General features: G+C 40.4%; 11 protein-coding genes. 1 reads left to right on the top strand and 10 read right to left on the bottom strand.

Going from position 1 to position 12747, the window contains the following annotated elements:
- Positions 1-664: 664 nt before the first annotated feature.
- From Q1K78_RS11230 to Q1K78_RS11185, 10 genes are all read right to left on the bottom strand, one after another.
- Positions 665-2386, bottom strand: coding sequence for a DUF6119 family protein (locus tag Q1K78_RS11230; RefSeq protein ID WP_101214633.1), 1722 nt, complete (start codon positions 2384-2386; stop codon positions 665-667).
- 192 nt (positions 2387-2578) lie between these two features.
- Positions 2579-3118: a GNAT family protein gene (locus tag Q1K78_RS11225; protein ID WP_300178369.1), complete on the bottom strand. Its 540-nt coding sequence runs from the start codon at positions 3116-3118 to the stop codon at positions 2579-2581.
- A 245-nt stretch (positions 3119-3363) separates the two neighbouring features.
- Complete coding sequence (locus tag Q1K78_RS11220; RefSeq protein ID WP_300178366.1) at positions 3364-4383, bottom strand: formate dehydrogenase subunit gamma; 1020 nt, start codon at positions 4381-4383, stop codon at positions 3364-3366.
- A 16-nt stretch (positions 4384-4399) separates the two neighbouring features.
- The gene (fdh3B, locus tag Q1K78_RS11215; protein ID WP_300178363.1) at positions 4400-5008 is read right to left on the bottom strand and encodes a formate dehydrogenase FDH3 subunit beta; all 609 of its coding nucleotides are present in this window, start codon (positions 5006-5008) and stop codon (positions 4400-4402) included.
- Between the two features lie 13 nt (positions 5009-5021).
- Positions 5022-7877: a formate dehydrogenase subunit alpha gene (locus Q1K78_RS11210; protein WP_300178360.1), complete on the bottom strand. Its 2856-nt coding sequence runs from the start codon at positions 7875-7877 to the stop codon at positions 5022-5024.
- 12 nt (positions 7878-7889) lie between these two features.
- On the bottom strand, positions 7890-8090 hold the full coding sequence (locus Q1K78_RS11205; RefSeq protein ID WP_300178357.1) for a twin-arginine translocation signal domain-containing protein: 201 nt from the start codon (positions 8088-8090) through the stop codon (positions 7890-7892).
- 78 nt (positions 8091-8168) lie between these two features.
- Entirely contained in the window at positions 8169-8780 is a 612-nt protein-coding gene (locus Q1K78_RS11200) for a molecular chaperone (protein ID WP_300178354.1), read from the bottom strand.
- Between the two features lie 4 nt (positions 8781-8784).
- Entirely contained in the window at positions 8785-10449 is a 1665-nt protein-coding gene (locus tag Q1K78_RS11195) for a 4Fe-4S dicluster domain-containing protein (protein ID WP_300178351.1), read from the bottom strand.
- 202 nt (positions 10450-10651) lie between these two features.
- Positions 10652-11218 (bottom strand): DUF3306 domain-containing protein, encoded by a 567-nt coding sequence (locus tag Q1K78_RS11190; RefSeq protein WP_300178348.1) that lies wholly within the window; start codon positions 11216-11218, stop codon positions 10652-10654.
- Entirely contained in the window at positions 11199-11660 is a 462-nt protein-coding gene (locus tag Q1K78_RS11185) for a DUF3305 domain-containing protein (RefSeq protein WP_300178345.1), read from the bottom strand. The genes Q1K78_RS11190 and Q1K78_RS11185 overlap by 20 nt, the downstream gene beginning before the upstream one ends.
- Positions 11661-11822: 162 nt before the next feature.
- On the opposite strand from Q1K78_RS11185, the gene Q1K78_RS11180 reads away from it, so the two are divergent.
- Complete coding sequence (locus Q1K78_RS11180; protein WP_300178343.1) at positions 11823-12662, top strand: formate dehydrogenase accessory sulfurtransferase FdhD; 840 nt, start codon at positions 11823-11825, stop codon at positions 12660-12662.
- The last annotated feature ends 85 nt before the right edge of the window (positions 12663-12747 follow it).

Here is a 12747-nt window from a genome sequence, read left to right as displayed (position 1 = left end):
CTTGTTCTCCTTAGAAACTTAACGCCGCATTAAGTAGTGAGCAACACTACCACCTTACTAAACCATTACACCGTAAACACAAAACTCAACTTGAATTGAAAACGCCGAGTGTTGCGAATCTGTCTTAAATGCCTTGTTATTTTACCTACATGATGAAGCCAAAGTTTAGCACCAAGGTGCTGAATTGGTTACAAAACTACTGGCTTTCGACGCAGATGTAAAACTGAAAACTACGAAACTCAAACCCAACTAACAAAACAAACTTGGCTAAGAAGCGACATGCGCTAAACAACCAAAATTGAAGCTCTCAAACTGACAAAGGATTCGTTCGATGAACCTGACAACCAAGTACGACTAAAACCAATATTCACGGATTAGCCACCAAGAAAAAGAAGCCACACCAAAGAACTATCACGAAAAAGTTAGAGCCAGTAAGTGACTACGCAACCACGAACACTTCCCATATAGTGCCACCGGAAAGTTCGTGATATTAGTAAACGAACAGGTGCAAAGCACAATAACCGGACAAGCTCTTGGAATAAAATCCCTGTTCTACTCTTGTAAACTAACGCCCCAATAAGGGGCTAAAAATTGTTTGCTAAAATGTGTAGCGAAGCGAAACCGAGCAAACTGTTTTTAGTCCCGCTTGATTGGCTTGTTAGTTTTATTTTTTCACCAACCTGATAGCGCATGATAACTCTATCCCCCTCTCTTCTAATAGGTACTTATGAGTTTTTGCTAGTTCATACCTAACCATGAAGGGTAAACTATCAATATTCTTTTTTTTGTCGAATGTTAATATACACAAAATAATAGAATAACTTGAAGCATGGACATCCTTTCTATCTTTCGGAATTAAGGTTAAAAACGTTTTTTTGTTTTTATTTTTATTTTCATCATTTGTGTTGTTGTTTACAAAATCCCTCATAGAATTTCGAGTTGCTTCTTCTTTAATAAATGCATCTATATAGAATCGAGATTGTAGAAAAAGGTGACTTAAAGAGCTTGTGCCTGATTTAAAAACCTTCACATGGATAAAGCTTTTATCTGAATGAAATAAATCACATATTTCATATAACTTTTGATCTGCAATTTTAATTTTTGATTTATCAAAAAGGAAAATATCATTATAGTTTTTAGCTACATGAGAATTATATACCTCCTCTTTATATCTATCTTCACCTTTCACTATGCAATGTATTGAAACATCATTAGGTAAATATGTTTCTTGGTTGTCATTTACCTTATTTTTAATGTAGTCATCGATTTGTGTTTTAAAATCAGTACTAACACTTCGCCATACCCCGCCAGTGAGTATAAAGGTTTCTCCTTTGATCACAGTTTCAAAATTAATACAATCATAAGCTCTCATACTTGAGTATTCACCAGCATCACTAGCACTATAAATTTTCCAGTTTTTTATAGTCGTAATAGATGATTTTACATTGAACTTAGGATGAGCTTTTAATAATTCATATATGTTCAAATCATCATGTTTTACAGATGAGTCCTGAATATCCTCATAACTATAAAAAGCATGGTCATCACTTTCAATGACACTTGAAGATAAATGAATAGAATCGAGCTTATTCAATTTAAGCTTGTCAAATAATATATTATCAAGAACTTTTATTTGGTCATTATCACTAACAAAATCTAACCGTCCGTATGTAGGGAAACTTTTTTTATAAGAACGCAATTCGTAAGCAGTATCTAATTTCAGTAAGATATTTATTAAATCATCATTGTCTACGAAAGCTTTTTTATTGAAATTTACTTGAATTGAGTTACGGCCTGAAAATGATTTAATAAAGTCATAGTTTGTATGAGTCGTTCCTGCAATAGATCTAAAAAACTCCTTTTCATCGTTAATATCAAAGATATCTAAACTGGCTCCTTTGCTTGCTTGCCTATCAGTTAAGGTAGATACTGATGAATGAGTCATCGTATTTACTTTCCGTAAATTTTCAGGGTCACAAATATTCATAGCGACTTTAATACCAAAGTCGTTAACAAGCTTATCGTTGTTTATGAATCTAGACGTGTGCATTCCAAAGGTTAAAAGAAAAAACAAAACATCATTACTAGGCTGTTTTGTGATTTTTATCCCCACAACAGCAGAAGGAGTTTTATTAGTAGATGAAAACTTAAGATTTATATCCTCTGATAACTCATTGACCATTGCCATCCATGGATAATCATCTTGTGTTTTTTTTACCCCGCCAACTTCACTATATTTGACAATACCTTCAACAAGGTTTTCTTCGCTTTTGAATTTAAAGCTATCAAGAGTTTTAGTCGTTACGTCAAAAATTTCAGAAAAAGCTTTTACCGCTTTCTTTGCCCTGAAAATCGTCATTTTATCCAATTTATTAACGCTCAACATATACTCCTTTATACATTATAAAACTAACGCTCTTTCTACGACAAAATGTCTTATAGTTCCCTACCAGATTTGTCGCTACTTATTCTATTAAGGCTTACTAGCCTTTTTCTTAAACTGAAATAAATCAACATCATAACAATTCGACATTCATCGTTTCATTCATGCTATACGACAACGTGTCGCTTTATGCGCTTAGCTCACAGGCTGCTTCGATAAACCATAAATAGCATGGTTGATAATACGGCCATTCAGGTTTTCTCGATTAGAAATAATGCCTTCTAATGTCATTCCTAAACGCTCACAAACCTTACGGCTTGGTAAGTTGTGCTCGCCTGCTGCTATTTGAATTTTCTCAAGCTGTAAATCTGTGAAAGCAATCTCGATTAACTTAGATACCGCACGAGTAATAATACCGTTACCCTGATAAGACTCACTGAGCCAATAGCCAATCTCAGCCATTTTTAAATTATGATTAATCGTGTTAAAGCTGACATTACCGACTAACTCACCTTGGTAAATCATGGCGCAAACCATTCCTTTACCTTCGGCATAATCAAGTAACGATTTACGCACAAAGCGTAGAAAGAAATCCTCAGACTTTGCGTGTGACGGCCAAGCTAGCCATTGAGATAAATAAGCGTCTTCCTTCGATACGATCTCAAAGTACTTTTTCGCAAAAGAAGGTTCAATAAGTGCCAGTTTTAATTCACTATCAACTTCTACTGTAAACATAAGTCATCCTTTGAAATGGTTATTTATCTTGCGTATATCATACTCATTCTTAGGTAGATTTCATGTGGTTTCTTTTTGTTTTGCCTTTAAGCTCTGGTTTTTGTTAAAACTCAACCTATTGATAGTATTAATTATAAATGATGATATTTCTCTTTTGCCAATCTTTAGGTACAAAAAAGCCGAGCAAGTTACCCTGCTCTGCTTTTGATTTTACCAATTATCGCTATACGAATATTAACTCGCTATTAGCTGTTTTTGTCTTTTGGCTGATTCTCAGGTAAGTCTTTTACTTCGTCATACCATAAATCGTGGTGTTCTTTAGCCCATGTTTCGTCAACATCACCGGTGATCATGCCATCCAGTGCGGCTTCCATACCGAACAGACCAATGTATATGTGGAAAATAAAGCCACAAATCAAGATCAGTGCAGAGAACATGTGGATCAAGTTCGATAATTCCATATCACGGCGTAATTGGCCGAAGATTGGGAAATCGAGAACAAAGCCACTGATTGCCGCAATAATACCAAAAACGATAAGTAACCAAAAAATCGCTTTTTCACCACCATTAGAGAAACCTGCTGATGGGTGCGTTCCTTTGTGTTTACCTACCATGCCGCCCATTTTCATAAACCACACAATATCGGTTTTATTGACCATGGATTTTCTCCACCATTTCACTAATACCGTGATCAGTAGAATGGCAAAAATTGGACCCATGTAGTTATGGTATTGCTTCGCGGCATAAATGATCATACCCCAAATGTCTGTCGGTAAGATTGGTTTTAAAAAGTGCTTACCGTAAACCAAACATAACCCACTGAACGCCAGTGTTAAAAACGTAAACGCCATGCTCCAGTGCAATGCACGGTCCATTTTGCTCCAACGTTGAATTCGACGTCCTGTTTTTGGTTTACTTAACTTTAGGGGACCAATCGTAAAATACGCCAGTGCCACCATAACTAAACTACCAAAGATAGCTAATGCACCTAATGGCGACATCCACTTCTCTTTCAATACATACCATGTTTCACCAGCAGTACTGATCAATACACCATGCTCTGGTGACTGTGAAGTCGTATAGCCTTCTTCGCCCGCTCTTACTTGACGCCAAAAATCAGCACCACCAAGTTGGGTCATTTCTTTCTCTGCACTTTTCGCGGCTACACTGTCATTTGCCATGCTAGGCATAGCAAATGTCAGTGTTAATGCTGCCAATACTGGCAGCAATAACGAAAGAGAAAGACGTTTTAGTTGTTTCAACATCGCTCTCTCCACTGGATTAGCTCTTAGTCGCATCAAACGATAAGTCTTCACCGTTTGTCCAACCCGCGTCTTTTGCACCACGCTCTACAACACGTTGACGGAAGATGTCAGAAACTTTCTCAGCATCACCAGCAAGCAGTGCTTTTGTTGCACATAATGAAGCACACATTGGCAACTTACCTTCTGCAATACGGTTTGAACCATACTTTTCACGTTCTTCTTGTGAACCTGGTTCTACACCCGGACCACCAGCACAGAATGTACACTTGTCCATTTTTCCACGCTCAGCAAAGGCACCCTGTTTAGGGAATTGCGGCGCACCAAATGGGCAAGCAAATAGGCAGTAACCACAACCGATACAAAGATCTTTGTTGTGACGTACGATGCCATCTGCTGTCTGTTCAAAACAATCCGCAGGACAAACGGCCATACAAGGCGCATCGGTACAGTGCATACATGCAACTGAGATTGACGTTTCACCCGGCTCACCGTCGTTTAGTGTTACTACGCGACGACGTTGGATGCCCCACTCTAGCGCATCATCATTTTCATTTTTACATGCTGTGACACAGCCGTTACATTCAATACAACGCTTGGTGTCACATAAGAATTTCATTCTAGCCATTTTATATCACCCCTTACGCTTTCGTGATTTTGCATAGTGTCACTTTGGTTTCCTGCATTTGTGTTACAGGATCATAACCATAAGTGGTTGCTGTGTTTGCTGCTTCGCCAATAACGTATGGAACCGTACCTTCTGGGTACTTAGTCGTTAAGTCTTCACCTTGGAATTTACCGCCAAAGTGGAATGGTACGAACGCTAAGCCCGGTTTAACACGACGTGTCACCATTGCTTTAACGTGAATTCGACCTTTCTCTGCGCCTTCAACCCAAACCATATCACCATCTTTAAAGCCGATGTCGTTTGCGTCTTTCGGGTTAACTTCTACAAACATTTCTTGTTGAAGCTCTGCAAGCCATGGATTAGAACGCGTTTCTTCACCGCCACCTTCGTACTCAACCAGACGACCAGAAGTCAGAATAATTGGGTATTCTTTTGACTTATCTTGGTCTTGAATTGTTTTGTACAACGTTGGTATACGGAAGTTAGCCGCGCGGTCATCCCATGTTGGGTAATCAGCAACTAAATCACGACGTGGTGTGTATAACGGCTCACGGTGTTGTGGAACACGGTCAGGGAACGTCCATACAATCGCACGTGCTTTTGCATTACCAAAAGGCATACAACCGTGTTTAATTGCAACACGTTGAATACCGCCTGATAGATCGGTTTTCCAGTTTTTACCTTCAGCAGCTACTTTTTCAGTCGCTGTTAAATCGTCCCACCAGCCAAGTTGCTTAAGCAGTTTGTCAGTGAATTCTGGGTGACCATCTTCAATTTCACAGCCTACTGGGTAGCTGTCTTCAGCTAATAGACTTTGACCTTCAAATTCCACACCAAAACGGGTACGGAAGTTACCGCCGCCTTGCGCTACAGGTTTTGACGTATCATAAAGAATGTGCGTACCTGGGTGCTTCATTTCTGGCGTACCCCAACAAGGCCAAGGAAGACCGTAGGTTTCGCCATTAACTGGACCGCCTTCTGCTTCTAGCGTTGTTTTATGGAAGGTGTGCCAGTTCATTGTGTGCGCTTTAATACGCTCAGGGCTTTGACCTGTATAACCGATTGTCCACATGCCTTTGTTGAATTCACGAGTAATGTCTTCAATGACAGGTTGGTTGTTCTCATCAATTTTGATGTGTTTGAACAGTTGATCTGAGTAACCTAATTTTTTAGTCAGTAGGTACATGATCTCGTGGTCAGGTTTTGATTCAAACAATGGCTGAATTACTTGCTCACGCCATTGGAATGAACGGTTTGATGCGGTTACTGAACCGTGCGTTTCAAACTGCGTTGTTGCAGGAAGAAGGTATACGCCATCAGTACGATCATTCATTACTGCTGCAACGGTTGGGTATGGATCGACGATAACCATCATATCCAACTTGCTCATTGCTTTTCTGATCTCAGTACCACGTGTTTGTGAGTTTACTGCGTGACCCCAGTAGAACATTGCACGGATATTGTCGTTTTGTTCGATGTTTGCTTTGTCTTCTAAAACACCATCAACCCAACGAGATACAGGGATACCAAAGTTGTTCATTGGCGTTTTGCCGTTGTATTTACCTTGGTCGAATCGATTTTGAACCCATGCGTAATCGAGATCCCATACTTTTGACCAGTGTTTCCATGCGCCTTCACCAACACCGTAGTAGCCAGGAAGCGTATCTGAAAGAACACCTAAATCCGTTGCGCCTTGTACGTTATCGTGGCCACGGAAGATGTTTGCACCACCGCCTGATTTACCCATGTTGCCAAGAGCAAGTTCTAGAATACAGTAAGCACGTGTGTTGTTGTTACCAGTCGTATGTTGAGTACCACCCATACACCAAACAACACAACCTGGACGGTTTTCTGAAAGCAGTTTTGCAGTCTCAAAAACTTCCGCTTCTGTCACGCCAGTAACACGTTCAACTTCCACAGGATTCCATTTTGCAACTTCAGTGCGGATCTCATCCATACCAAACACACGTTGGTTAATGAATTCTTGATCTTCCCATTTGTTTGCGAATACATGGAACAATACGCCCCAAATAAAGGCAACATCAGAGCCCGGACGCAATGAAACATAATGATCCGCTTTTGCTGCGGTACGTGTGCGACGTGGGTCGGCAACAACGATTTTACAACCATTCTTCTCTTTAGCGATCAGAATATGTTGCATTGCTACTGGATGAGCTTCCGCAGGGTTTGAACCAATAAATAGCATAGATTTACAGTTATGCATGTCATTGAATGAGTTGGTCATAGCACCGTAACCCCAAGTGTTTGCAACACCGGCTACTGTGGTTGAGTGACAAATACGCGCTTGGTGATCGACGTTATTTGTGCCCCATAATGATGCCATTTTACGATACAAATACGCTTGTTCATTGTTGTGCTTCGCAGAACCTAACCAGTAAACTGAGTCAGGACCTGATTCTTTACGGATCTCTAACGCTTTGTTACCGATCTCTTCGATCGCTTGATCCCAAGACAGTTTTTTCCACTTGCCGTTTTCAAGCTTCATTGGGTATTTTAGACGACGTTCGCCATGACCGTGCTCACGCAGTGCTGCGCCTTTTGCACAGTGACCGCCTGCGTTAAATGGATGATCGAATGCAGGTTCTTGACCTGTCCACACGCCATTTTGAACTTCAGCGTAAATACCACAGCCAACAGAACAGTGTGAACAAATAGTACGTTTCACTTCTGTTGGTGCATCAACTGGCACTTCCTGTGCTTGTGCTTTTCTCATCATGCTTGGAACAAACATGCTTACGCTTGCTACTGCACCAGCGGCAATAGTTGAGGTACGCATGAACATACGACGAGTAATGCCCAGTTGGTTCTCTTGTTTTTGTACCGAATCGGAACGTTTAGTCAGTTTCATTATTATGCTCCGTTATAGGCTGTCGTAATAATCACGAATGTGTTGAGTTTCACGATATCCATCGCCTTTTTTCTCAACGCTTTTTTCAGCAGTTACTGATGGTGTTGCGTTTGCTGTACCTGAAACCGCAGCGGCTACTGTTCCTACGGCTGCAGCAGTTGCAAGGCCCTTTAGTACATTTCGGCGGTTTAGGTCCGTTTTGTTATTGCTCATTCAATGCTCCTTTGCTTCCAATTCACTTGGAATGGGCGTTTGTTTTTATGGTTTTAATTCGGGTTGTCACTACTACGTTTATACTTCTGTGACTTCAATTGCGTTTGGATTTTTTGCAAAGCGTACTTGTTCTACACTAAAGAACGCTTCGGTTAGGCACGCCACTGATTGGTAGAAATCCGCATTTTCTGCGTTATTGATTTGCTCGCACAGTGATACATACCAAGGTTGAATATGACGATTAAAGAAACGTTGTTGCAGCACTTCTGCCTCACCCGCTTCAATAAGCATGGCCATTACTTCACATAATGCTGAAATATGGTCTTCTGGTTCTTTTACGTCTTCTGCTCGCTCAAAACCTAATTGCATTAGATCTTGGCGAAGTGCGACTAATGGTTTTTCCATTAATGCACCCGCAATGTGCCATGATCCAAACTGCATCACTTCACCGCGGCCAACACCAATAAATAGATTTTGGTATTCGTCTTCTAGTTTTTCTAGCGTGTCGTTAAGGCTTGCTTGCTCTGCCGCCTTAACCAATTGGCTCCACGCTTGGCTCATACCGTGGGTTTCGCTCTGTTCCGTTTCGATGGTAACTAACCAATCAATCAATGCTTGCTCTGGTGCTGAACGGAATAAATGCGCTAATAAGCCATAAATTTCTTGTCGGATCTGGTGTTGTTCATTCATGGTATTAGACCTTTAATTGTTTTTCTGGATTTGCTGATAAGTCGATAAAGATGTCTTTTACTCGACAGTCTTCACACATGTATAGACGGTTGATGGAAGCTTCATCGCTAAAGTGAGGGTTACCTTGTAACTTAACTCTTAGCATTTCAATCATTGATGCAGGAGCAAATGGTTTGCCACACGTTAAACAGCATGCTGCGTCTTCTTTATGCATGATCTGTGTTTCTTGACGTTGTTCTTTATTCCAGTTCATTTGCACTTTCATGCTTAATGCTTTTTCTGGACACGCATTGACACACAAACCACATTGAACACAGTCTTGCTCGATGAATTTCAATGTTGGCGAATCAGGATCACTGTGTAATGCACGCGTTGGACATACCGCAACGCAACTCATGCACAACGTACAATCTTTAGTTTCGCAATTAACCGTTCCGTAAGGAGCATGAGATGGCATCACTTGGATTTCAGTAATTTCAATACTGCTTACTGCTAGATGATCCAATGCGCCCATTAAACGTTCACGTTTATTACCCGTTAATTGACCGTCAATGATTGATAATGGTGTATCAATTAACATCATGTCATTTAATGCTTCCATGTACACAACTTGTACACGTTCTGGTTCAAGACCAAGTTGCATTAAGAACGCTTGTGCGATTTCAACTTCTTGCGTTAATACTCGTTGAATTGTTTCTGGCATTCTGCGGCTTGCGATAAATAGAACTTGAGCTGCACCATTCACTAACGCGGAGAACCACGTATCAATACCGACAGATAAAATCTCATCAAGTACGACAGGAATTACATGATCAGGCATGGTTTTTAATGCCATGACATTGAAGTTTTCATGGCGATCACTACAGAAAGCGATGATTGGAGTCTCACCACCTTCTTTTTTATAATTTGCTAATAAACGAGCAGCAAAGTTTTGTGTTTTTTCAGCTTCGGGTAATGCATAGCTGATGGCTTCTGTTGGACAAGCCGTTGAACACGTACCAACACCTTGACAAAGGTATGGATTAATTTGAATGTGGTGGCCTGTTTGATCTGAACCTTCACTGGTTAACGCACCAGCAGGACAAGCATCTACACAACGCTCACACCCTTTTACGCCACGTGAACTGTGCGCACATAAATCTGGGTTTAAACGGAAATATTTTGGTTTATCAAACGTACCCACCAAACCTGGCAATTCGTCTAATACTTGTGCCAATGTTGGATAGCCGCGCCCTACTGGGTAATAACCAGGAACAGGCACTTGTTCAGACATAACGCTGTCTAGCTTCATATCCAGAACTAAATCGAATGCTGTCGCACCAATGGTGACTTTCGCTAGATTTACTTTTTCGCCATTCACAACACATTCGATATCAAATGCGCCTAAAAAGCCTTTTACTGATAACTCTTTGGCAAAGTAAACGGTACGTTCGGATTCATGTGCTTGATTTTCTGATTCAGTAGAGACAAGCGTGATGCTGTTTAAATCGGTGAATTGCTCGGCAACATCAACAATGATTCGAGTAGGTCCGATAATAACGAGGTTGCCACGGCTTTCGTAGCTTACTGTTGGCGGGATCAAGTTGTTCAGCTCTACGGTTTGCGTAATAGCAAACAGACGAGCTTTGGCATTTGTTGTTTCAGATTGTGCTAAAAATTGAGATAACATTGCTTCACCTATTCTTGACCCCATTCGGGCCGATTCAGTTCGATGACTGGTTCCTAGATGTTGTATCGCAATAACCGTACCAACTTAATGGGTAATAAATATTTATATTAATAGGAAGAACGCTGTATTTTTACACTATTTTTTATCTTTTATTTAATGACGGGACATTTTGTCTCAAACTGGTTCAAAATGTCCCTATTGCTTAGATGGTCTTTTTTGTCTCACTTTCTTGTGCTTCATCTTTGTTAACGCATTGATATTCATTATCATTCCCATTAATTGGGATTATTTCTTCTACGTTTTCTACGGCTTGTTCTACTAATAATTCTGATGCTTCCGCGTCTTCTTCCTCTTCTATTGGCTCAACCATCCAATCTCTTAATTTAGCTGCGATTTCAGGATCTAACTTTGGTGGAGTTGAGTAGTTAGGCTCATCTTCCATCGCAAATTCTGGATTTAAAAACATCTTTCTCAATGCGGCTTTTTTCAGATTCTTATCTACGCCTGTCGCCATAAATTGGCTAACATTACTTGTACCATTAATGCTAACAAGGTCTTCTTCGGTTGGAAGTTCGATACCCTCTTCCAAAGCTTCGACTGTCTCAGTTGACGACGTATCAGAAGACAATTCAGTATGAGTATTAATGAGAGCAATATCTTCAGAGTGATCAACACTCTCAGTAAGATCTATTACTTTCTCATCACTAACTTCTTCACCTTGTTGAACTTTTCTTTTTCTTAATGACCATCTACTTAGAAAGTTGCTCACTTGCGCGCCCCGCACCTTTACGTTTTTTTCTACGAATTTCGATAAGTTCGCCATGCTTTCCAATGAACGCTTCTAACCACGCTTGCATTGGTAGTGGCATGTCGATAGATAGCACAACATAATCGCCATCCATGTATTGCCCTATCATGCTTTGGGACGCGGTGATCATCACTGGTGTAAGCACATCGTTATCATTTTCAAACGCAAAGAATAACTTAGGACTTTGCGAGCTTAGATTGAATCGGTAGTCGGTTCTTTCATCTAAAAAAATCTCTAGCTCACGCTTAAATAACATCCCGTTACTTTGTGTTGTTGCAGCCACTTTTTCATACAGCTGTACATCACCAATATGCCAAGAAGGGGCACTCCAACGGCCTACTTGCTTCATTTCTTCAATCACTTCAAATTGCAGTGGCCAAACGCTTTCTGTCTTTAGTTCCACAAGTTACCCTTCTTTCTATGAGGTTTTTGTCTCTATTCGTAAGATAAAGCAATCCTTGTACCAACAGCACTGTATTTCTAATTTAACCACAACTCATCCTGTGGTATAAATTTTGCGTATAAAAAACTAATTACCTTAAATCTCATTAATTTGGAGCTTACTTTGAGCCAATCACCAAAAATAATAACTACTGGCGCTGTACCTAAACAAACTCTTACTGTGGATGTTTATGATGAATACGGTGAGAAGCTAAGCAAAGAAGTGGCATGCGAGCAGCCATTAACCCTAATGTTGAACTGGCAAGAAGTCGTGACATTAATGACGTTAGGCGCTCGCCCTGCTGAATTGGTATTGGGCTATTTGAAAAACCAACATTTCATCTCTGATGTGTCGCTTTTAGAGTCGGTATTGATCGATTGGGAAACCAAAACAGCCGCGGTAAATACCAAAGAAACCACAGAGCACGTAAAAGAAAACTTGAAGAAAAAAACGGTTACTTCTGGCTGCGGTCAAGGCACCATGTATGGCAATGTAATGAAGCAACTTGAAAATTACCAAGTACCTCAAGTTAATATCAACCAATCTGATATCTATGCGTCTTTAGAAGCGCTGACTTATCACAATGATACGTATAAAGCCGCTGGCGCTGTACATGGCTGTGCGATTTGTGAAAACAACCAAGTCTCGTCTTTTGTGGAAGATGTAGGTCGCCACAATGCGGTAGATACACTTGCTGGTGAGTTATGGTTAAACCGTGGTACGGGTGACAATAAGCTGTTTTATACGACAGGTCGGTTAACCTCTGAGATGGTCATCAAAGTTGCTCAGATGGGGATCCCAGTACTACTTTCTCGTTCAGGCGTAACACAAATGGGCTTAGATTTAGCGCAGAAATTTGGCATTACGATTATTGCTCGTGCTAAAGGTAAGCGTTTCCAAGTGTTTGCTGGCCATGAGAAAATCAATTTTGATGTGAAAGGTGAAGCGGCGCTTAGGGATTAGTACTAAGAGCTAGATTCTAGAAAAAACAGGGACGAGTAAGTACAAAAAACCTCTTACTCGTCTATAACATCTAACTACTCACTCT

It is taken from the genome of uncultured Aliivibrio sp., assembly GCF_946479765.1.
In the GTDB taxonomy this organism is placed as follows: Bacteria; Pseudomonadota; Gammaproteobacteria; order Enterobacterales; family Vibrionaceae; genus Aliivibrio.
The sequence above is the reverse complement of the archived record's forward strand: the minus strand, read 5'-3'. Positions and strand labels throughout refer to the sequence as shown.

Bases quoted from the DNA above. Each gene is read 5' to 3' on its own strand.
- Q1K78_RS11230 (WP_101214633.1), bottom strand. From the start codon at position 2,386: ATGTTGAGCGTTAATAAATTGGATAAAATGACGATTTTCAGGGCAAAG.
- Q1K78_RS11225 (WP_300178369.1), bottom strand. From the start codon at position 3,118: ATGTTTACAGTAGAAGTTGATAGTGAATTAAAACTGGCACTTATTGAA.
- Q1K78_RS11220 (WP_300178366.1), bottom strand. From the start codon at position 4,383: ATGTTGAAACAACTAAAACGTCTTTCTCTTTCGTTATTGCTGCCAGTA.
- fdh3B (WP_300178363.1), bottom strand. From the start codon at position 5,008: ATGGCTAGAATGAAATTCTTATGTGACACCAAGCGTTGTATTGAATGT.
- Q1K78_RS11210 (WP_300178360.1), bottom strand. From the start codon at position 7,877: ATGAAACTGACTAAACGTTCCGATTCGGTACAAAAACAAGAGAACCAA.
- Q1K78_RS11205 (WP_300178357.1), bottom strand. From the start codon at position 8,090: ATGAGCAATAACAAAACGGACCTAAACCGCCGAAATGTACTAAAGGGC.
- Q1K78_RS11200 (WP_300178354.1), bottom strand. From the start codon at position 8,780: ATGAATGAACAACACCAGATCCGACAAGAAATTTATGGCTTATTAGCG.
- Q1K78_RS11195 (WP_300178351.1), bottom strand. From the start codon at position 10,449: ATGTTATCTCAATTTTTAGCACAATCTGAAACAACAAATGCCAAAGCT.